24 protein-coding genes and 1 pseudogene are annotated in these 21,449 nt (G+C 36.1%); 6 read left to right on the forward strand and 19 right to left on the reverse strand.

Going from position 1 to position 21,449, the window contains the following annotated elements; genetic code table 11:
• Nucleotides 1-632 precede the first annotated feature (632 nt).
• The 3 genes from ABNX05_RS04660 to ABNX05_RS04670 form a co-directional block, all read right to left on the reverse strand.
• Complete coding sequence (locus ABNX05_RS04660) at nt 633-1,670, reverse strand: DmpA family aminopeptidase (RefSeq protein WP_349658653.1); 1,038 nt, start codon at nt 1,668-1,670, stop codon at nt 633-635.
• 1 nt (nt 1,671) lies between these two features.
• On the reverse strand, nt 1,672-2,349 hold the full coding sequence (locus ABNX05_RS04665; RefSeq protein WP_349658654.1) for an aspartate/glutamate racemase family protein: 678 nt from the start codon (nt 2,347-2,349) through the stop codon (nt 1,672-1,674).
• A gap of 161 nt (nt 2,350-2,510) precedes the next feature.
• On the reverse strand, nt 2,511-2,798 hold the full coding sequence (locus tag ABNX05_RS04670; protein ID WP_349658655.1) for a hypothetical protein: 288 nt from the start codon (nt 2,796-2,798) through the stop codon (nt 2,511-2,513).
• 229 nt (nt 2,799-3,027) lie between these two features.
• Here ABNX05_RS04670 and ABNX05_RS04675 point away from each other — a divergent pair, with 229 nt between their 5' ends.
• Nucleotides 3,028-4,422 (forward strand): alanine/glycine:cation symporter family protein, encoded by a 1,395-nt coding sequence (locus ABNX05_RS04675; RefSeq protein WP_349658656.1) that lies wholly within the window; start codon nt 3,028-3,030, stop codon nt 4,420-4,422.
• Between the two features lie 55 nt (nt 4,423-4,477).
• Here ABNX05_RS04675 and ABNX05_RS04680 read toward each other — a convergent pair whose 3' ends face one another.
• Nucleotides 4,478-6,439, reverse strand: a complete 1,962-nt coding sequence (locus ABNX05_RS04680; RefSeq protein ID WP_349658657.1) for a methyl-accepting chemotaxis protein — start codon at nt 6,437-6,439, stop codon at nt 4,478-4,480.
• A gap of 339 nt (nt 6,440-6,778) precedes the next feature.
• Between ABNX05_RS04680 and ABNX05_RS26355 the strand changes: the two are divergent.
• A pseudogene (locus ABNX05_RS26355) lies at nt 6,779-6,954 on the forward strand (transposase); the annotation flags it as partial.
• A gap of 343 nt (nt 6,955-7,297) precedes the next feature.
• Here ABNX05_RS26355 and ABNX05_RS04685 read toward each other — a convergent pair.
• Both ABNX05_RS04685 and ABNX05_RS04690 read right to left on the reverse strand, forming a co-directional pair.
• Complete coding sequence (locus ABNX05_RS04685) at nt 7,298-9,259, reverse strand: methyl-accepting chemotaxis protein (RefSeq protein WP_349658658.1); 1,962 nt, start codon at nt 9,257-9,259, stop codon at nt 7,298-7,300.
• A 275-nt stretch (nt 9,260-9,534) separates the two neighbouring features.
• Entirely contained in the window at nt 9,535-11,214 is a 1,680-nt protein-coding gene (locus tag ABNX05_RS04690) for a methyl-accepting chemotaxis protein (protein WP_349658659.1), read from the reverse strand.
• 326 nt (nt 11,215-11,540) lie between these two features.
• On the opposite strand from ABNX05_RS04690, the gene ABNX05_RS04695 reads away from it, so the two are divergent.
• Nucleotides 11,541-11,876: a hypothetical protein gene (locus ABNX05_RS04695; protein WP_349658660.1), complete on the forward strand. Its 336-nt coding sequence runs from the start codon at nt 11,541-11,543 to the stop codon at nt 11,874-11,876.
• A 45-nt stretch (nt 11,877-11,921) separates the two neighbouring features.
• Here ABNX05_RS04695 and ABNX05_RS04700 read toward each other — a convergent pair whose 3' ends face one another.
• From ABNX05_RS04700 to ABNX05_RS04735, 8 genes are all read right to left on the reverse strand, one after another.
• Complete coding sequence (locus tag ABNX05_RS04700) at nt 11,922-12,458, reverse strand: DUF1572 family protein (RefSeq protein ID WP_349658661.1); 537 nt, start codon at nt 12,456-12,458, stop codon at nt 11,922-11,924.
• 170 nt (nt 12,459-12,628) lie between these two features.
• A complete protein-coding gene (locus ABNX05_RS04705) occupies nt 12,629-13,531 on the reverse strand; it encodes a hypothetical protein (protein WP_349658662.1) in 903 nt (300 codons plus the stop codon).
• The gene (locus ABNX05_RS04710) at nt 13,524-13,934 is read right to left on the reverse strand and encodes a sigma-70 family RNA polymerase sigma factor (protein WP_349658857.1); all 411 of its coding nucleotides are present in this window, start codon (nt 13,932-13,934) and stop codon (nt 13,524-13,526) included. The genes ABNX05_RS04705 and ABNX05_RS04710 overlap by 8 nt, the downstream gene beginning before the upstream one ends.
• Nucleotides 13,935-14,102: 168 nt before the next feature.
• Complete coding sequence (locus tag ABNX05_RS04715) at nt 14,103-14,231, reverse strand: RNA polymerase sigma factor (protein ID WP_349658663.1); 129 nt, start codon at nt 14,229-14,231, stop codon at nt 14,103-14,105.
• Nucleotides 14,232-14,337: 106 nt separating this feature from the next.
• Nucleotides 14,338-14,946: an SCO family protein gene (locus tag ABNX05_RS04720; RefSeq protein WP_349658664.1), complete on the reverse strand. Its 609-nt coding sequence runs from the start codon at nt 14,944-14,946 to the stop codon at nt 14,338-14,340.
• A gap of 104 nt (nt 14,947-15,050) precedes the next feature.
• Complete coding sequence (locus ABNX05_RS04725; RefSeq protein ID WP_082337366.1) at nt 15,051-15,173, reverse strand: YvrJ family protein; 123 nt, start codon at nt 15,171-15,173, stop codon at nt 15,051-15,053.
• 86 nt (nt 15,174-15,259) lie between these two features.
• A complete protein-coding gene (locus ABNX05_RS04730) occupies nt 15,260-15,484 on the reverse strand; it encodes a DUF2922 domain-containing protein (RefSeq protein WP_349658665.1) in 225 nt (74 codons plus the stop codon).
• Between the two features lie 12 nt (nt 15,485-15,496).
• Nucleotides 15,497-15,712 (reverse strand): DUF1659 domain-containing protein, encoded by a 216-nt coding sequence (locus ABNX05_RS04735; RefSeq protein WP_349658666.1) that lies wholly within the window; start codon nt 15,710-15,712, stop codon nt 15,497-15,499.
• Nucleotides 15,713-15,884: 172 nt separating this feature from the next.
• Here ABNX05_RS04735 and ABNX05_RS04740 point away from each other — a divergent pair, with 172 nt between their 5' ends.
• Entirely contained in the window at nt 15,885-16,547 is a 663-nt protein-coding gene (locus ABNX05_RS04740) for a hypothetical protein (RefSeq protein ID WP_349658667.1), read from the forward strand.
• A gap of 240 nt (nt 16,548-16,787) precedes the next feature.
• Entirely contained in the window at nt 16,788-16,967 is a 180-nt protein-coding gene (locus ABNX05_RS04745; protein WP_349658668.1) for a hypothetical protein, read from the forward strand.
• Between the two features lie 385 nt (nt 16,968-17,352).
• Here the strand turns inward: ABNX05_RS04745 and ABNX05_RS04750 are convergent, their stop codons facing one another.
• The 3 genes from ABNX05_RS04750 to ABNX05_RS04760 are packed head-to-tail and all read right to left on the reverse strand — an operon-like array spanning nt 17,353 to nt 19,733.
• Nucleotides 17,353-17,886 (reverse strand): hypothetical protein, encoded by a 534-nt coding sequence (locus tag ABNX05_RS04750; RefSeq protein WP_349658669.1) that lies wholly within the window; start codon nt 17,884-17,886, stop codon nt 17,353-17,355.
• 13 nt (nt 17,887-17,899) lie between these two features.
• Complete coding sequence (locus tag ABNX05_RS04755) at nt 17,900-18,496, reverse strand: replication-relaxation family protein (RefSeq protein ID WP_349658670.1); 597 nt, start codon at nt 18,494-18,496, stop codon at nt 17,900-17,902.
• Nucleotides 18,435-19,733, reverse strand: a complete 1,299-nt coding sequence (locus ABNX05_RS04760; protein WP_349658671.1) for an FtsK/SpoIIIE domain-containing protein — start codon at nt 19,731-19,733, stop codon at nt 18,435-18,437. Before ABNX05_RS04760 ends, ABNX05_RS04755 begins: the two co-directional genes overlap by 62 nt.
• 266 nt (nt 19,734-19,999) lie before the next feature.
• Between ABNX05_RS04760 and ABNX05_RS04765 the strand changes: the two genes are divergently transcribed.
• On the forward strand, nt 20,000-20,215 hold the full coding sequence (locus ABNX05_RS04765; RefSeq protein WP_349658672.1) for a helix-turn-helix domain-containing protein: 216 nt from the start codon (nt 20,000-20,002) through the stop codon (nt 20,213-20,215).
• Nucleotides 20,216-20,231: 16 nt separating this feature from the next.
• On the opposite strand, the gene ABNX05_RS04770 is transcribed toward ABNX05_RS04765, so the two are convergent.
• Complete coding sequence (locus ABNX05_RS04770; RefSeq protein ID WP_349658673.1) at nt 20,232-20,411, reverse strand: hypothetical protein; 180 nt, start codon at nt 20,409-20,411, stop codon at nt 20,232-20,234.
• Nucleotides 20,412-20,426: 15 nt separating this feature from the next.
• Complete coding sequence (locus ABNX05_RS04775; protein ID WP_349658674.1) at nt 20,427-21,320, reverse strand: helix-turn-helix domain-containing protein; 894 nt, start codon at nt 21,318-21,320, stop codon at nt 20,427-20,429.
• Nucleotides 21,321-21,449: the final 129 nt, after the last annotated feature.

A 21,449-nucleotide genomic window follows, 5' to 3' on the forward strand; every position in this document is an offset into this window, starting at 1 on the left:
ATTGCTGGCGTTGATTCCCTTATTGAAGTTTTATTTGCCTCAATAGGTTGAAAGATGGGGTCATGTATAGTTCACACCTCCAATTTCAGGTTTCGATAAAATTTTTAGATAATTCAGTTTTATCGAATGTATCACACCTTAAATTTATTGACTAGATAAAAAAAGAAATCTTACAGAGTAATAGCTATTCTCTGTTTTTTAAACAAGATGCGCCAAATCATTGATGCAAGGAGTCGAAAGGGGATGTTTTTTCACCTATTTAGGAATTTTATTCGTGGATAGGGTAGAAGATTACCGAAATACAATAAAAAATGAAACCCATCACCTTCTTCAAGGTTTCCAACCATAACGTGTGGTTGATTTCCGTTCCGACTTGACGTTTTCCAGGGGCGTGCAATCAGAACGGAAATCAGCTTATATAAATGGCATACGTTTTATGGAATGACATCCACCATCTGTGATAAGCCTTAGTAATTGGTTATAAAAAAACCTCCATTTTGATATTAATCAAAACAGAGGTAAACTCTTCTAATTATTTCGAGATTACTATACGGTCCAATAGCCAAGTAAATAGTATTTTTATTACTACTTCAAGCACTAAAATTAAAAATGTTTCATGCCTATTTATAGAGCTAAAATCGATAGGCTTCAACTTTATGTCCATCTCGACCAATTGTAGTCTGTGCCTGTGATAATGAATTTAAAATGGCTTCCTCTGTTGCTTCTGCAGCTGCTGCAAATAATTGATTCATGATAGGGTGATCCTCACGTAGCTGTGTACGTGTTTCAACAAGTTGATCTGATAGATGTGCGATATGATGTGCTGTTGTAAAGCCAATGACTATATCTCCGCTGCCATGTGAAAAGTGACTGCCTGTACGTCCTAGTCCAATACCGCAACGTTTAATGACACGTGTTAGTTGACGACTACTAAGCGGAGCGTCTGTAGCAAGTACGATGATAATGGAGCCATCTGTCGGAGATAATGTCGATTCACTTTGACCGTTCGAAGTAATATATCGATGTGCTAGAAACTCTGAGCTTTGCCCGAAATTACTAAGGACCATACATCCTATCGTATAGTTCGTTGACTCATGTGTCACAATTCGGGAAGATGAACCAATTCCACCTTTATAGCCAAAGCACATCATTCCTTTTCCTGCACCAACTGCCCCTTCCTTTGCTGTTTCATTTGATGCGTTGCGGATCGCTTCCTCAGCATGTTCAGGTGTGATAGGACATTCTCGAATAGAATTTAAAAAGCTATCGTTACATTCCCCGACTACGATATTAATAGTTCCTGTTGAATGACCTATTTCACTATTCGAATCTAGCATAAATTGTAACGTTCCTTGTGTTACAGCCGAAACGCCAAATGTATTCGTTAGCATAATTGGCGATTCAATAACCCCTAGTTCATTCACTTGAACGAGCCCTGTCGTTTTCCCAAAGCCATTTATGACATAGCTTGCCGCAGTAACTTTTTGCTGAAATAAATTGCCATCATGCGGTAAAATCGCCGTTACTCCTGTACAGGCATAAGCGCCGTCTTGATTCATCTTCTCATCGAGCGTTACATGACCTACATGCACGCCAGCTACATCGGTAATACAATTTTTCTCTCCAGTGGATATTGTTCCAATAACGATTCCCATTTCTCGTACTTTCATATTACTCCCCCTTATGAATCGCCATATTTACTGCAGCATTTGCATGGAGAATTGTTGTATCAAAAACAGGTACTTTCAGATCCTCCTGTTTAATAAGTAATCCAATCTCTGTACAGCCTAATATAATTCCTTGTGCTCCCGACTGCACAAGGTTTTCAATCACCTGTAAATAATATTCCTTCGATGTTTGTTCAATTTGGCCCAAACATAATTCTTTATAAATGATACGATTGACCTCAGTACGCTCGTCAACAAGTGGAACAATCACTTCAATGCCAAATCCTTCTACTCTAGCTTTATAGAAATCTTGTTCCATCGTGTACTTTGTCCCAAGAAGGGCAACTTTTTGTAAACTAGCTTTTTCTATTTGATTTGCTGTCGCATCCGCTATATGTAAAATCGGTAATTGGATTTTTGCGGCAACGATATCTATAACTTTGTGCATTGTATTTGTACAAATGATAATAAAATCTGCCCCTGCACGCTCTAGAGATTGCGCGGCTTCTCCCAGCACTTGCCCCGCCTTCTCCCAATCTCCCTCAGCTTGGTAATGCTCAATTTCTTGAAAATCTACACTATACAAAATACATTTGGCTGAATGTAAGCCTCCTAATTGTGTCTTTACCTCTTGATTCATAAGACGGTAATACTCAGCAGAAGACTCCCCAATAGTTTTCATACAAATTCCCCCTTTAATTTGACTGATTACACATAATATCATGTTCATTTCTGCTCCAACTTGGTTTCAACAATTGTCATACCTATCTTTTCTTGATTAGCCTATAATTTAATTATTATACTAAAAAGCCAGCCCAAATAAGAGAATTTTCTAAAATTTCACTAATTGAAACTACCTTCCTCCATTTCTTCCGCTTTTCTTTTTAAGAAGTGTAAATATCTAATTAATAAAATGGGGATAGAACTAACAACAAGATTAATACTAATAAAAAAGAAACTGGCATCCTTATAATCAATGAATATAGAATATACAAAGCCGATTAGACCACTCAAAATCAATAAAACAATAGATGAAAACCAGGGAAACAAAAAAGTAATCATTCCTGCAAATATGATCACTAACATAATCATAACTAAAAAGTGCCAATACAAAAGTAAGTAAAACACCATACCGAACCTCCTTTTCATACAACTTGCATTTTTCTTTCATCTCATTCTATTTATCCGGTAAAATCCCTACAAAACAATCCATACTAACCAACATCTAGGGATATGTATTTCAAATATTGTAAAAATATTACGTAGCACACAAAATTAATATAATTCAGTATTTTCAAAAAGTGGATATATTACAAAAAAACAGTGTAGACTAAAGCGTATTGAGATTGGAGGAAAGCAAATGGAATGGTTAACGAATATTGTAGGTGATACTAATAATATTTTATGGACATATTGCATTATTACATTGTTAATAGCTGCTGGATTGTATTTTTCATTTGGCACAAAATTTGTCCAAATTCGACTTTTCCCTGAAATGTTTCGTTTAATAGTGGAGAAAAGAGAGGGAGATTCAGGTGTTTCTCCGTTCCAAGCCTTTACGATTAGCGCAGCCTCACGTGTAGGTACTGGGAATATTACAGGTGTTGCATTAGCAATCGGTGTAGGTGGACCTGGAGCAGTATTTTGGATGTGGATTATTGCCATCTTAGGAATGGCGACTGCCTTTATTGAAAGTACGCTTGCACAGGTGTACAAAGTAAAGGATGGCGATACGTTCCGTGGTGGACCAGCATATTATATGGAAAAAGCTTTAGGTCAACGTAAATTAGGGATTATTTTTGGTATTCTTTTAACGTTAAGCTTTGGCTTTATATTTAATGCGGTACAATCGAATACGATTGCAACTTCTGTAGGTGAGGCATTTAATATTAAGCCTGCTATCATTGGTGTTATGTTAGTTGTGTTAACGGCCATGATTATTTTTGGTGGCGTACATAGAATTGTAAAAGTTACGCAAGTACTTGTACCTGTTATGGCGGTTTTCTATTTAGCTGTAGCCCTTTTTGTTATTGTAACGAATCTGACTGAAATACCTGCCGTTTTCAAATTGATTTTCACAGAAGCGTTTGGTCTTCAGGAAGCTGCTGGTGGTGCGATTGGAGCTGCTATTATGCAAGGTGTACGCCGTGGCTTATTTTCTAATGAAGCCGGTATGGGTAGTGTCCCTAATGCTGCAGCTACTGCCAATACCTCACATCCTGCAAAGCAAGGATTAGTGCAAAGTTTAGGTGTATTTTTTGATACAATTATGATTTGTTCTGCAACAGCGTTTATTATTATTTTAGCGGGTCTATATAATACTGGTGAAAGTAATGGAATTATTCTTACACAAAATTCCTTAGCTGTACATGTAGGTGGATGGGCTCCTTACTTTATTGCAATTTCTATTATTTTCTTTGCCTTTAGTTCGATCGTTGGAAATTACTATTACGGTGAATCTAATATTGAGTTTATGAATGCACATAAAGGTTGGATGTTTGGCTACCGTATTTTAGTTCTTGCTATGGTTATGTTCGGTGCTCTTGCGCAAGTAGAGCTTGTTTGGAACTTAGCAGACCTATTCATGGGACTAATGGCTATCATCAATATTACGGTCATCTTGTTACTTGGTAAAATTGCCTTCCAAGTGTTAGACGACTTTACAATACAACGCAATGCAGGCAAAAATCCTGTATTTTATGCAAAATCAATCCCAACATTGAAAAATACTGATTGCTGGGAAGAAGATCGATAATCTATACAAAAACGCCATTCCTCAAACGGAATGGCGTTTTTTGTTATGTTTATAATTAATATTTAAATTGACTAATTAGCTGTTTTAGCTCGTCTGCCATATGCGCAAGGGCTTGTGCAGAAGCATTAATTTCTTCCATCGAAGCTAATTGTTCCTCTGTAGACGCTGCAACATCCTCTGATGCAGCTGCATTTCCTTTTGCTGAAAATGCCAAATCTTCCGTAACAGCAGTTACCTCTTGTACACTTGCTGACATTTGTTCAGAGGCAGAAGATACCTCTTCCATTTTAGGAGTAATCGCCTCCATACTCGACATAATCACTTGGAACTTCGTGATAGCTTCATCCGATACATGTAGACCATTTTGAACATCCTCTGTAACTTTTGCCATGATGTTTACGGATTGTTCGGTTTCTAACTGAATGCCATGGATTAGCTCGAAAATTTGTTGTGCAGATTTCTGGGATTGCTCCGCCAGCTTTCTAACTTCATCAGCTACAACTGCAAAACCTTTTCCGTGCTCCCCTGCTCTTGCTGCCTCAATCGCTGCATTGAGAGCAAGTAAGTTCGTTTGATCTGCAATGCTTGTAATTACATCTAATATAGACGTAATTTGCTGAGAGCGTTCATGTAGTGATTGAATTTTCGTGTTGGAATCGGTCACTGATACATGAATAGATTGCATTTGATCTTTTGTATCTCGGACGGCCTTTCCACCTTCGTCTGCTTGTAACGTTGCATGCTGTGAAAGATCTGTCACAGTAGAAGAGATTTCCGCGATATGAAGAATAGCATTAGAAAGTTCTTGTAACGATTCTGCATTCTTAGTGGCACTCGTCGTTTGCGTGTCTGCGCTCGATGCAACATCTTGAATCGAAATGGCCACCTTTTCTGTCGCTATGCTCGTTTGAGTGGCATTGGCTGTTAGCTCTTCTGCCGACGATGCTACCTCTTCAGCATTTTGTTCAATTTTTTGAATAAGAGTTCTTAAACTGTCTTGCATATCATTAAAGGCTTGCCCTAGCTGTCCAATCTCATCATGAGAAGTGATTGTCACTTTCTCTGTTAAATCACCTTTACTAATGGTTACTGCACTATCCTTGAGCGATTTAATCGGTTTTATGATTCCTTTCAAAACAAAATAGAAAACAATTGCACTTATGACAATCGCAATAATTAACACGAGTAATGTATGATTTAAAATTGGTGATGCTGATTCATCAATTTCCTTCGCAAAAATTGTTCCGGTAATTTTCCAATTCGTCAATTCGTTCGTTGTAAAGAACAAAATACGATCTTCACCTTCAAATACATATTCATACGTTCCCGATTTGCTGTCGTACATTTTGTCGCTGAAGCTTTCTTTTATTTCGCTACCCGGTTCTATAGTCGGGTCTGAAATGACCATTTTATCTTCACTAAAAATAGATGAATATCCATTTTTCCCGATACTGATAGAGTCCGAAACTTTTTGAATGTCTGTCAATTTTAAATCAATTGCCACTACCCCAGATTGATCTTTTACCTGCTGAGCAATTGTTACAATCATATCTCCTGTCGCTACATCTTTATAAGGTTTCGTTATTAAAGTTTCTCCCTTCAAAGCCATAGCTTCTTTATACCAATCTCTTTCCAAAGGATTGTAATCAGCGCTATTCGATTTTGGTTCTACAAATACTTCTCCGTCATTTGTTCCAACATAAATACTTAAAACATCTGGACTCAGCTTCATATATTCTTGAAAATTCGGTAGTATTTTAGTTTCCTTCTGTTTGTACTTAGAAGAATTTATTTCCTCGCTAAAGGTAGCGATTTCATTTATTTTCGTGCTAATAGTACTATCAATTAACGTATTCAAAATTTTCACACTTTGATCTGTACTAAAAAGTATTTCTTCTTTTATCGAATTTTTTGCTGAAAGATACGATAAGCTTCCTACAGAAATAACTGGGACTAATAGGATAAGAGCAAATAACGTGTAGAGCTTACCCTTAAAGCTTCTAAATAATTTTTTCATGCAACAGTTCTCCTTTAGTCTTCAAAATTCTTGAGATATGTATTTTTATTGTGTTTCTTTTACTGACACTTTACTTGATGATTTAGGCTCGGAAACTATGCCGCTTCCTTCTCTGTTCACAACCTACCCTTCTTTTATCGAAGAAATATCACCCTAGGTTTTTATCGGATGAAATACTTAATTTCAAACCCCTTTTTTTATTTTTTTGATTTAACTAGATTACAACAGCATAGCGTGTGGGTGATGTCATCTTTGCATAGTTGTTGCTGTCGCTTCGCTTTCGCACAGAGAAAATCTTGTTGCTGTCGCTTCGCTTTCGCACAGAGAAAATCAGGTGCCATCTTTCGACAACGAAAAATCAATGTAGAACCTATTTTCGGATTCTTAAAGACTAATTTTCGTTTCATTCGATTTTCTGTCCGTAGTAAATAAAAGGTTGAAAACAATATAGGCTTTTTGCATTGATGCCATTAAATCTCCGGAAATACACTACCATTATTAAATTTAGAAAATAGAATGACTTAGTCAAACAAGAAAATGTCCCAGTGTCATTTATTAGTATTGAAAAACAAAATACTCAAGGACATCTTTGCGAATATTTTCTATAGCTACAAAACAGAATCGCTAAAGCTACTATAGTTCGTTTTTTATATGAATAAAGATTTATTGAAACAAAATCCTGTTTTATTTAAAAAACAACCACTTTCTATTAACAAATGACTCAAGAAAGCGCCCATTCGTTTTGCCGAAGAGGCTTACTTTTTTTAAAATGAAACCTTAATTTCATTGACACAATAGTTTTTCAATAATATAAAATGCCACTCCCCAAAGGAGGAATGGCATTTTTTCGTACGTCTATTAATATTTAAATTGACTAATTAGCTGTTTTAGCTCATCTGCCATATGCGCAAGAGCTTGTGCAGAAGCATTAATTTCTTCCATCGAAGCTAATTGTTCCTCAGTAGACGCTGCAACATCCTCTGAAGCAGCTGCATTTCCTTTGGCTGAGAATGCCAAATCTTCCGTAACAGCAGTCACCTCTTGTACACTTGCTGACATTTGCTCAGAGGCAGAAGATACCTCTTCCATTTTAGGAGTAATCGCATCCATACTCGACATAATCACTTGGAACTTCGTGATAGCTTCATCCGATACATGTAGACCATTTTGAACATCCTCTGTAACTTTTGCCATGATGTTTACAGATTGTTCGGTTTCTAGCTGAATGCCATGGATTAGCTCGAAAATTTGTTGTGCAGATTTCTGAGATTGCTCCGCAAGCTTTCTAACTTCATCAGCAACAACTGCAAAGCCTTTTCCATGCTCTCCTGCTCTTGCTGCCTCAATCGCTGCATTGAGAGCAAGTAAGTTTGTTTGGTCTGCAATACTTGTAATTACATCTAATATAGACGTAATTTGCTGAGAACGTTCATGTAGTGATTGAATTTTCGTGTTGGAATCGGTCACTGATACATGAATAGATTGCATTTGATCTTTCGTATCTCGGACTGCTTTTCCACCTTCGTCTGCTTGTAGCGTTGCATGCTGTGAAAGATCTGTCACAGTAGAAGAAATCTCAGCTATATGAAGAATTGCCTTGGAAAGTTCCTGTAACGATTCTGCATTCTTAGTGGCACTCGTCGTTTGCGTGTCTGCGCTCGATGCAACATCTTGAATCGAAATCGCTACCTTTTCTGTAGCAATGCTCGTTTGAGTGGCATTGGCTGTTAGCTCTTCTGCTGACGATGCTACTTCTTCGGCATTTTGTTCAATTTTTTGAATAAGAGTTCTTAAATTGTCTTGCATATCGTTAAAGGCTTGTCCTAGCTGTCCAATCTCGTCATGAGAAGTGATTGTCACTTTCTCTGTTAAATCACCTTTACTAATGGTTACTGCACTATCCTTTAGTAATCTAATCGGTTTTATAATTGCCTTCATGACAAAAAAGAATACAATCGAGCTGATTACGATCGCAGCAATTAGTACGAGAAACGTTTTTTTCAAAATGGGTGATGCTGATTCGTCAATTTCCTTTGCAAAAATTGTTCCTGTGATTTTCCAGTTTGTCAGTTCATTCGTTGTAAAGAACAAAATGCGGTTATCACCGTCAAAGACATAATCATACGTGCCAGATTTGCTGTCGTACATTTGATTAAGGAAGCTCTCGTTTAATTCCTTACCGGCTTCTAATGTAGGATGTGAAATGACCAAATTTTTGTCACCAAAAATAGAAGGATATCCATTTTTTCCGATACTTATAGAATCTGCGACTTTTTGAATGTCTGTCAATTTCAAATCGATTGCAACTACCCCAGACTGATCTTTCACCTGACGAGCAACTGTTACGACCATATCTCCAGTCCCTGCATCTATGTAAGGATCCGTGATTAAAGTCTCACCTTTTAATTCCTTAGCTTTTTTATACCAATCCCTTTCTAAAGGATTATAATCCGCGCTATTTATTTTTGGTTCTTGGATAAATGTTCCGTCATTTGTTCCAACATAAATACTTAAAACATCTGGACTCAGCTTCATATATTCTTGAAAATTCGGTATTATTTTAGTTTCCTTCTGTTCGTACTTAGAAGAATTTATTTCCTCGCTAAAGGTAGCGATTTCATTTATTTTCGTGCTAATAGCACTATCAATTAATGTATTCAAAATTTTTACACTTTCATCTGCACTAAAAAGTATTTCTTCCTTTATCGAATTTTTTGCTGAAAGATACGATAAGCTTCCTACAGAAATAACTGGGATTAGTAAGATAAGAGCAAATAATGTGTAGAGCTTACCCTTAAAGCTTCCAAATAATCGTTTCATGCAACAGCTCTCCTTTTAACTTTACGAGTTCTTAAAAAGTCTATTGTCAATTTTGAGGTTTCTCTTAATATTCAAAGAGTCCCCAGCACACAGCCTCCCCTTCTCATATCGAATAAATTTTCTTCTTATGTTTTTATCGGACGAAATACACTTAAATTCATACATTTTTTCATTTTTTTGATTTTCTCGACATAATTCGAGCTCTCCACGCCATTATCCACTAAACAAAGAACCCTATGAATCATTCTTTCTGTATGATTCATAGGGGTTATTTGTTAGTATTTAAATGCCTGAATGGATTCTTGTAAGTCAATCGCCATTTTTGACAAATGTGTAGAAGCAGCCGCTACTTCTTCCATCGCCGCATTTTGTTCCTCAGAGGATGCTGCAACACTTTGAACATTGCTACTCGAATTCATGGATACTTCGCTAATGTAGTCAATTTCTTTTACAAGTTTTTCAATATCTTGATGGATTGTTCGAATAGCCGCTGTAACTGATTCAGTTTGAGCTTGCACATCATTAATGGCATCGTCAATTTGAATGAAATTATCTCTTGCCACATTTACTTTTTCACGACCAACCACTACTGAATCATTACTACTGATCATATCTTCCTCGATAATTCTTGTATCTTCAGTAATTTGCAAAACAACCTTTTCAATATCTACCGCCGCTAGATTCGATTCGTCTGCTAGCTTCCGTACCTCTTCTGCCACTACAGCAAAGCCCTTACCATGCTCACCACTGCGCGCCGCTTCTATAGAGGCGTTGATCGCCAATAGATTTGTTTGGGTAGCAATATTTTTAATAACATTGACTGCTGAGACGATCGCTGCTGTATTTTCATCTAAGTCTTTAACGCGTGTACTTAGCTCTTCTGTATTATTGGCAATGTCATTCATCTGTTCAATGACATTACGAACTGAGGAACGACCTATGCTAGCCATATTTTTAGTTTCTACAGTTGCATAGTTAACATGATTAATATTCGTTGATATATCATCCATCTTTTTCAAAATGTGCGAGGATAAGTTTCGTACATCACCTGTTAATGTATCCTGTTCTTCAATACCATGTGCAATATCTTGAATCGATTCTGAGACAACTTCTGTTGCCTGTGTTACTTCCATACTACTCGCTGTGAGCTGCTCGGATGTTGCTGCTACCTGTTCAGCCGAATTACCAACTTGCTTCATCGTATGTTGAAGCTTTTCTGACATCGAATTAAATGAAGCTGCCAGTTGGGCAAACTCATCTTTTGTTTTAAATTGCAGGTGCGTTTGTAGATTGCCAGTTGAGAATTTGTCCAATTCTACTACTGTTTGCTGAATATTTTTTGCTACTCTTCGCCCAAAAACCGTCGCAATAATAATGCTTATAAGTAAGGAGACTATTGCTAGTACAGCAATCTCTTTGCCACTTCTGTCGCCCTTTTGCTTAGTAGCCTCTATACGCGCCTGCATTTCGTCCTGCTGAGCGGTTGCCATCGTTTTTCCAAACTCAACAAGCTTTAGAGAGCCTTTCCCTAAAACCGGTAATGCTAACTGCTGGGCTTGCAGTTTTTCACCACTTTGAAAAAGCGGTACAATTTGTTCATCTATAGGCTTTTCCCATGCTTCTAATTGCTTTAAAAACAGTTCAAAGTCCGTATTTTTATGTTCGAGTTCTTCAATACGCTGTATAGATTTATGTAATGTTTCTCGTATTTCCTGATGATTGTTGAGCATATCTTCTTTACCATATAACATATACCCGCGAATGGCAGCATTTGCACGAACTGTTTGAAAGGAAATATCATTATACAAATTCATTAGTTCCGTATTTTTTTCGATTTCCGCAAGTGTGTGTTTATTATCATTTAAAAAGTATATGGCAATACTAGTAATTAGTAATAGAAATACTAAAACTATACCAAATGCAAATTGCAGTTTTCGTTCTACCGTTGATTTCATACGACTCCCTCTATTCTACTATTAACATTTATCCTCTTGAGTATAGCCTAATCATATCTTTTATCCCATAAGAAGTGCGTCTTTTATCATGAATTAACACTAATTTTTTACAAATTTTAAACACATCACCAAATGTCTTGACTTCTGTAAATTTAATATGGCTATTTAAAAGCGTAGTGCAAACATAGCGGTAGCAATTACACGATGTTGGTAAACGAACGGGCTTTCATATTGCTGTTCATCGGAAACTTTACCAAAATCAGTCAAAATTATTAACAACTACAATAAGGGAGAATAGTAGAAAATGGGACGAAGGACGTTTTTGCATGCCAAAGCTAGGTGAGGATATTTATGAGGTAAATGAACCAAGGGGTGAATTTTTCGGTCCACAAGAGATCTTAAATTACTGTACATTAAAAGATGTGAAAGTTATTGCCTCTGGCTGTACTTTAGGTGAAAAGCAGCTAGCTACTGCATTTTTAAAAAGAGGTTGCCACTCCTATTTGGCCCCGGATGATTACATAGATGGTAGTGCCAATTTAATGTTTCTCATAAGATTTATGTATGAAATCATTGCTAATGGGCGCAAACAACAAGAAGCCTTTGAAATCGCAAAATCTATTGACGATGAGACTTCGATGTATCAGCTTTATTTTGCATAGAGGCAAGGAAGCAAAAAAATCGTAGCCTCACGCTACGATTTTTTATTATTGTTGATGATTTTTTAACATTGATTCTGTAAAAGCCTGAGATTGTCCCTTTGGAATACTTAATGTTTGCCACTCAGAGCCCTTTATTTGCTTTGCGATGTAAACGATTTGACCGACATGTTGTGAATAATGAGACATTTGTCTTTCAATCGCATCTATCACGGAATGCCGTTCTCCTCTTATCGTTACAACCTCTTGTAAATCAGCTTCCGTTAAACCATGTAACTCATCTAAAAATACTTGCCAGCCCTTTTCCCATACTGTCATAACCTCTTCTTTTGTCTGAAGGCTATCCGTAAATTCATCATCACGATTTCTCGTTGCTTTCTCACCATCTGTCGTTAAGAATTCCGTCCATCTCGATATCATATTTCCACTAATATGTTTTACAATCACTGCGATACTGTTTGAATCTTCATTATACGCCCAGTGCAATTGGGCCTCTTCTAGTTGGTTGAGTGTTTTATCGCCTAGCTCTTTGACACTTCTAAATCTTGTTTTGACAACATTTAAATACATTCGCGCTACCGTCATTGTTGAACCCCCCCATCCCTTTTCAACTATTTTAATATAAACACAATACAATGTGCTATTTTGGTAACTAGTTGTTGCCTAAAATAAACCGATACTCACAAGGGGTTCTTCAACACTACTGATTGCTAGCCTTCACCAATCGAGCTTTCCCAGGCAGTTTTTCTTCCACCTTACTTCTTTGCATTCGCTGAATTTATGTGCGGGATAAATTCCCTTGCAAGAGCAACCATTTTTTCTTGTGCTTCCTGTTGATCACCATTTAATTGATAGCCTATTTGATATACATAGCCATTATAATACGTAAAAAACTCATTGGCTCTTGTACTCATTTGATAAATGCGCTTGCCTGCCGCATCAAAATTATAGTATACATACGCGAAACCTTGATCTGGTGTCATCGCTCGAAAATATAAAGGATTCATGAAATTCAAACCTATATTCGTGATTTCCCCTGAAAAATCCTGACTATCCGTAACTTTATAGTATACTAAAGGATTATGATCCACATTTATTACCGTAAAATTAATATATTGACGATCCACTCCAGTGAGAGACTTTTGTTTAAAACTAAATTGAAATTGCTTTTGCAGACTACCATCTTGCATATCTGATGTTACCGCATAGACCTCTTGTATATTTGATTTAAATGGAAGAGTTTCTGGGTCTATTAGATGAACAGCATCCCCCATAGTAGCCGCTACTGCTTGCATAGCCTCGAAGCCCTGAAGCGGCGCATAAAATTTGATATTTTCACGGTGATGTAATTGATCTGCTATTGGAAAATACTGACTGAACGTTGTCTCTGTTCCCTCAACTTCTGTTTGAAATAAATCGGTGAATGATTGTTTTTCTTCTTCATGAAGTATTTCTGTCGTTAAATGGTCAATCGGTTTCGAAGCTTGCCATGCAATAAATAGTAGGATAGAGCATGTCATCATGATGGCCAGTGCACGATACGGCCAAAGTTGCTTTGATGGATACGGATCTTCCTGAATTTGTTGTTGAACCTTTTGAATGATTGCTTCTTTATGTGCTGAGACATCCTTCAACACATGCATTGTATGCTTATCCATGGAAAAGTACCTCCCATTCAATATCATGAAGATCAATTTTTAATAATTCCTTCCCTTTTTTCAATCGTGATTTAACTGTACCTTCAGGGATTTCGAGTAGCTTAGCAATTTCTTTTATCGTCATATCCTCTAAATAAAAATACACAATAGGTTCTCGTAGCTTTAACGGTAATTTCAAAATTGCTTCATCTAAAATCGTTTGTTCATCCTGTTGAATAAGCGTATCTTGTAGAACGGATTTTTGCTTAGAGAAAAGCTTATGTTGCACTGAAATTTTCCGAAATGCCCAGCTCTTTAAATAATCCTTACATTTATTAATGGTCATGCGTGCTAAGTACGCCCTCATCTCTCCTCTTTCTTCATAATACTTTTGATGATGAAAAAATTTAACTTCTTTCAGCAGAGTCTCCCTCCTTTATAGATGGTTAGATGAATGTGGTTATTAGTCCCTTTTCAGCGGGTGTCCAAAATCCGCTGAAAAAAGTTAAAGCCTCCGGCGGATGTCACGGAATCGGAAAAGAGTTCTTTGTGCAAGCACAAAGCCGATTCCAGACGCAATTACGCCAAGGCATTATTGATTAAACACATCTTGAACGATATCCTCAGCTATGTGTAGATCTTTCGTATAGTAGTATGCGATACGAAATAAATGCTCTGTATGTAGTTCCATTAGTTGCTCTAAATATTCTGTATCAGACAAAAGCTTTCCCTCCTTCTACACTATAAACGAGGCTACAGGTATAAAAGATTAAATATAAACTAAAAAAACCGTCTCTTCATTAATTGAGACGGTTTCCTTCGAGCTATTATAAATTTTCATCAATATATGTTTCTATATCTGATGCAATCGTGTCAATAGGGACATCCTCTGGATTCTCTGCAAACCCCGAATACATTTTTACGATTACGCCATCTTTATCAACTAAGAAAAATTGATTCCCATGAACAACTTGGTCGCTGTTAGGATCATTTTTGACAATTATTTTTGTTGATTTTACAGCGAACTGCTCGATATACTTTTGTGAATAACCAGTAAGTAGATTCCATTTTGATTGATCTGGAACATTATATTTTTTCAAATAATCAGCTAATACTTCTGGTTTATCAACGTCAGGATCAACTGAAAACGCAACAATATTATAATCTTCCACACCTTTTTTCTTCAGCTTCTCTTGAACTTGCGTCATATTAAATGACATTGGTGGACAAATTGAAGTACAATTCGTGAAAATATACATACCAATCCACGGTTTTCCTTTTAAACTCTCTAAAGAAACTTTTTCTCCGCGTTGATTGACATGTTCAAAATCTGGTAATTCCAAACTATAATCTGCTTTAAACTTTGAATTTCCACACGCACTCAGCACAGTTGCAAATGCAAAAAGGAAAACAAGCACAATTATTTTATTTCTCATCTTTAACACGCTCCCCACTTACACTATCCTCATCCTATCGTACGATGTAAATATTGACAAGGACACTCAAGTGACAGCTTTCGTACATCTTTGTGAAATCGATTTCACTTTAACGAAACAAGCGCATCATGAATGGCATCTAATTTCACTTCTACTCGGTGCAGTAAATAAAACGACACTAAAATAGGAAAACCGATATCCGATATCATGTTTAACCACTGTTCCATGTTGCTCCCTCCTTCACTGCTGATAATTAAAACTAATATTGTTGAAAATGGTCCTTGCAGTACATGCTGCAAAGACCATTTCTTAGTTATTCGATTTCTAAATCAAATTCTGTTACTTGACGATCAACGAGGCGAGCCCCAGTCATTGTAACCAGAGTGCCAGCTTGTCCGTCAAAAACATTTTTAGCGATGATCGTTTGCATTACCTTTTGAATTTCTTCCGCTGTTATCTTTGGCTTCGGTGCATCAATCGCAAATGTTGCTGTTTTCCCTGCTGCTGTTTCAAATTGCAGTTCTAAAACTTGTGTCATAGCTTTCCCTCCTTAGGATAAATCTGTTGTTTCTTGTTTTACAATGCTATCTAGTGAATGTGAAGATAGACTTGCAATGGCTTTTGCAACAGCTACTAAATCTTCTGCCGAATGCGAGCTGTTCAAATTTCGGTACGTTTTTGTTGTGAACATAGGCTCGTTTTGGGCATCGTGTCCAGCGACATACTTTAAGCGCAGTGTAGCACCTACGAAATTGACTTTTGCCATGGAGTTCACCTCCTTTCTTACACAATATATACTTATAAATATGGGTATAAAACCATGAGAAAATTAGGGGTTAAATAATAGTAAAAAGACCACCCATCTGGAGTGGTCTTTCTTTTTTACATAATTTGCTTTATCCTTAATAATTGATAAGTCATAATTCGGGAGGTATTAAATGATCTCAAGAAAGTCATTGTCTGAATTTCTAATAAATTTTAGCCTTGATTCCTATAAAACATATTTAGAAAAAATTCCTTCCTATATAAAGTCCGAAAAGGAAAAATTAGAAGAATACATTAAAATTGAAGTGGAAGGTATGTCACCGGAAGAAGCCGAATTACATTATGAGTACAATTTTGAAGATGAAATGCACCTTTTCGAAAATTACCACCATACATTCAATGAATCTTTTTATATTACTTTATTTAGTTTTTTAGAAAAAGAGTTATACAAAATATGTAGGAATTTAGAAAGGAAAAATACTCATAAAATAAAGGTGAAACATTTAGCAGGGAATGGAATTGATAAATATTCATTATTTCTAAGCTCGCTGTATGACATTGAAATTTCACACTTTAGTTCTTGGAATGAAATAAAAAAACATCAAAAAATAAGAAATTATATTGTACATAATGATGGTGGTTCTATAACTTCAAGTGATAATATTTTTCAAATAGCAAATTCTTTAGGTTGTGTCTCTGAAGTAGGTATCAGATTGGATACTGATTTATATGAAATAAATATTTTTGAGGCTACTTGTTCACAATTAATAAATTGTATACAAGAATTTTTTAATGAGCTTTTTGCTAAAGCAACAGAATGTGAGGTTATTATTTAACACTTAATTAGACCACCCATCATTGAGTGGTGTTTTATAGCTTATTCGGCCATTCACGATACATCGATTCTCTTTAAATAATGAATTACTATATTACGGATACCATTTATTAGTAATAATTTTTGTGATACAATGTTCCTTGTTGGCACGGTGGGGGGAGACAACCTCATCGTGTGTTTGCTCTCTCCCTATTGTTGGAAAAACAAAAAAATATAAAAGCCAACTTAGGAGGAGTATTTTATGAAGGAAAAAGAAACCTTAGCTTTATACTTAATTACAATGGTGGCAGTTGTTTTAATAGTTTTATATGGCCCACCATTGGTAGAATTTAAAACATCAGGTGGTACAACATTTACCATTTGGGGAGTGATGGAAATCATCCCAATATTCGCAATCGCTAGAAAGAATCAGGATAAGTAATCTTGCAAAGTAATACTGATTCATCACCCCGGGAAGGGAGAACCCTTCTCGGAATGGCCTAGCGAGGCACATCTGATGACTATTTAAAAATTTATTAAGGAAGGGAGGGATATATTGGATAAAGCTAAAAATAATTTTCAAATGTGAAGAAAATTAATTACAGGTCAATTAATCATTGGGAGTACTGGGATTCAGGGTGTATGCAAACACCATACACTCAAACGCGATGCTAACGATGCTTATTTTATAGGTATCTAAAAAGATTTAGGTAAACCTTTTTAAACTTCATACCTCCTACGTGCCAAACAAATTAAAAGCGTGCTTACACACCGTCTTGCTATAGATCGTGTGTAGCACGCTTTTTTTATTTTTAAAACTTTTTCTATTAAATAGCCTCACCTATTTGCTTTAAAATTTGTAGGAATAGTGGACTGAGGTTTATCAATACATATCCTAACCCTGCATTCATAATCATGCTCCAAGCTTTTTCTGAATTACCAAGCATAAAGAAGAAGCATGCTCCAACCATGATTACGGACGCTATCGGAAAACTAATAGAGACTAATATTTGTACAACTGGATCTAAAGCAGTTGCTAATATTTCTAAAGATTTATCTGCAATGATACCTGTAGGTTGAGGAATAGCAGTAACAGGAATTGTGGACGGCATTTGTGCCATTACTGGAGCTAATACATGCTGTTGGATAGGAACGTCTACAGGCATGTTTATGGAGGAAATTGCGCTATGAAATTTATTAAACATAAATAACCCTGTTCCAACTGCAGTGATTGCCGGAACTGATGCAGCTATGGCTACATGTCTTAAAGTTGCATACTTTTCATCCCCTTCAAATCGATCACTGTAATCTGTGTATTCATTAACAGGTACAACCTCAGTTTTTATACGTTTTTTAAACATTTCTATTCCTCCTTTATTTAACATCATTGATTGTATAGATTTTATAATTCGGTAAATCAATACACGCTTCAGCTATTTGTTTCTTTCTTAGCTCCGTTGTGGTCATCCACAATAATACTGGGTAATGGCCCAACTTCAGTGCGATATTCGGCATCAATTCTTTGTATCTCAATATCTTTGACCGATTCTCTTGCATCGTTTGTAGATGATCTACTTCAAGAAAATAAGAATAACCATTTTTATTGAACATCGCATCAGCTATAACAGAAGTCTTTTTATTATCTATCTTCATTTCATTTTTCCAATCAGATGGACACCCTTGAAACAACCACATATCATTTCGCATTACTGTATGTTCAATATGACTACCCTTCTTGCGTACTTTATCACATCCAACATATAATCTTCCTTCGCGATTTAAATAATAAATACTTTGATAACCATTTCTAACGCATTCTAGGTATTTGGATAAATCATTAAGTACTCTGTTTGTATTGCGGATAGTTCCTAATCTGAGGTATTTATTTAATTGATCACGAGTAAGGAAATCAAACTTCTGTAAAAGTAACAGTATCGATTCTTCTCTGTTCGATAATGGTTTCTTTCTCATGGATTTCCTCCTCTCCTAATAAGTGTGGGAGGATAGTGGATTGAATAATATCTGAGGTAATAAGTGGAGTTTGTAGGATTTCTCGTTTATCTGCAGTTTGGTAGATAGCCCTACCTTTGATTTGTGGAAGGAGTTCTGCACCGGTTTCATCTAATACAACTCTAGAAGCTGTTGCAGATTGTACTCTGAAGGATAATTTAGCATCTGAATTTTGTTTGCATTGACGAGGGATTACATCACCTGTCGGATATTGTGTAGCAAGTATTTGGCGAAAACCAAGTCCAGCACCAAGACGAGCGATTTGCGACATGATTGTTTGGCATTGTTGCTTTAATATTTTTTCTTCTTTTGTTACGGCTTCTGTTGGATTTAATTCTCCAACCTCATCAACAATGATGAAATATCTTTCTTTTATTCCACCTTCCTGTACATTCTTCTTGCCTTTACGTCTTAATTCAGACTGTATTTCTCGCATACGACTATAAGCTAGTTGCAACGTATTTAAAGCTTCTTCTGGCTCGTAAGCTATTGATACAGTCTGCTTTATATTCTCGTAGTCACAAAGCTCAACTCCACCTTTTAGATCGATTAAATAGAAGTTAACAGACGATGGTTCACTGTGAACTAGTGATGTAATCACTGAATTAATGAAATTACTCTTACCGTAACGCGTTGCGCCTCCAAGGACTAGATGTGGTACTATTTCAAAGTCATGAAATTTTAATGTGTTGAGTGCTCGAATCAATCCTACTGGCACTCTCCAACCTTCTCCTGATGTAAATGACACTTCTTTCGCTAACGGCTTATCATACACCCTAACAATTAATAATCCATCATAGGATAGTTCAATTTCTTTTCGTTCAGTCAGTTTTGTCTTCCACAATTGTTGCAGCTGCAGAAGAAGATCCTTATTAAAATCTAACTGTTTCATATCGCTGAACGTAATATTCTTCTTTCGATTATTCAAGCCGTCTTCTAAGACCTTTATCTTTGCTTCATAGTCACCAAATGAACGACCTAAAGGAATACGGTACTTGTATTCCCATCCCCATTCAAATCGTTTCTTCTTAACAAGCTGTGTGGTTAATGTATCTTTGCCATCACGGACATTTAATCCAGACAGTGACATGATCCTTTGAATCTTTCCAGAATCATTAGAAGACAATCCTTTATGTTTTGAGAATGCTTTTAAAGCAATTCCACCCATCAGTGAAGTTGTTAAAATTTCGAATAACACACTTTCACCCTTTCTTCATTTTCATTTGCGTCACGGTTATCTTACATAGTAAGAGTTGCTGCAAACAGGAAGGAAATAATACATAACAAAACCAGTCAGTGACTGTAAGGACAACTTTCCTGATTAAAAAGTAGACTAGAAGGAAATTAGGAAGTATATCGAGAAGTAAATCAAGAAGACTTTTTAGTTATCGATATATCAATATGTCGATATTTAGGGAATGATTCCTGATTACCATTATTAAATTTTGTTACGAGGTGACACTATTGGAAGTACGATTAAAATTAAAAAAGATACTAACAGACCGCGGAATAACTCAAAAAGAATTATCCAAAAAAACAGGATTAAGACAAAATGCAATAAGTGAAATGGTAAATAATCAACGTAGTACTATTAATCGTGAACAATTAGCAGTAATATGCAAAGTACTAGAAATAACAGATATGAACGAAATATTTGAATTGATATTAGACCGCAGATAAATGAGCGGTCTTTTCCTTATCTACGCACAATATGCACTCTTACACGAGATTCTATATATTTCTTCTTATCAACAGCTTTATCAACAGTTGTGGATGTCAATCGGTCCGCATTTAGCTTATGTTCCGATTTCTGGACCGAAAGAAAATCATACATATTCATTTGACCATGTTGCTCCATGTATTCAAAATGAGTCATTACTTATCCTCCTCACTACCATTCAAGCCAGTTCTCTAAATTACCTGGTCTTTTATTATTTAATTGTGGAAGGCCATCACGTTCATTTAACCAATTATAGAAAGGTACAGTACGCTCTCTATGTGGTTGGCCCTCCACAGATGATGATTTAATAGGCTTATTATTTAATCGCTCTACAGCCTTACTATAAGATCCTACAAATACGGCTCTTAATGTACTTGTAACTGTAAGCGCACCTTCTTTAATATCCATAGCAATTTTGAATAGCACGTTTTTAGCTTTTATAAAGTCAGGAGCACTTTGAATCTGAGTTGCTAATACAACCTTGTGTAATTCATCTTTTAGGTTATCTGCTAACGGCAAGCTATTCATGAAATCGAATAACATCACCTGGTACTCATTCATGTATTCTTTTTTCTTTTCAGCTTGCAAAGCTAATTCATTACCTAGGCTCATAATATTATTTGCTTGTTTAGAACTTAAAAGATTAAAAGAATTAAATGCTTGATTCTCAGATTGTGGAGGACAAACCGCGTCATTACTAGCTTCATTGTCTGTCTCTCGTTGGGACACGCTCGATGGGACATAAGGTAAAATGCGATAAATGCTAGCTCCTTTTATGCCATTTAATTTTGTTCCAGGTACTTTTTCGATGATTCCTAACTCATCTAATTTTTTCATCGAACGATAAACAGTTTTTGTGCTAATCTCTAATGATGCAGCAATTGTACTTGCTTTTAAGTGACATACTCCTGGATGCTCCAAGCTGTGTGAAGCTAACTTTAAAACGATAGCTCTTTCTGATTCTGTTAGTTCATAATAGTGTGCTGCCATATTGTCATCCACACTCTTATCCATATCTGCTACTGAGTTAAATGTTGTGTATTGTGCTAAGTATTCAAATGCCATTTGTTATTTCACCTTCCTTTTATCCGTATATACGTTTTTCCGTTTAAACGTCTTATTGATATTTATATTATATACGTTTAAACGGAAAGTCAACCATTTTATTTACGTTTAAACGGAAATGTTTTATAA

Origin of the sequence: Lysinibacillus zambalensis, assembly GCF_040183165.1 — a bacterium.
GTDB classification, from domain to species: Bacteria; Bacillota; Bacilli; order Bacillales_A; family Planococcaceae; genus Lysinibacillus; species Lysinibacillus zambalensis.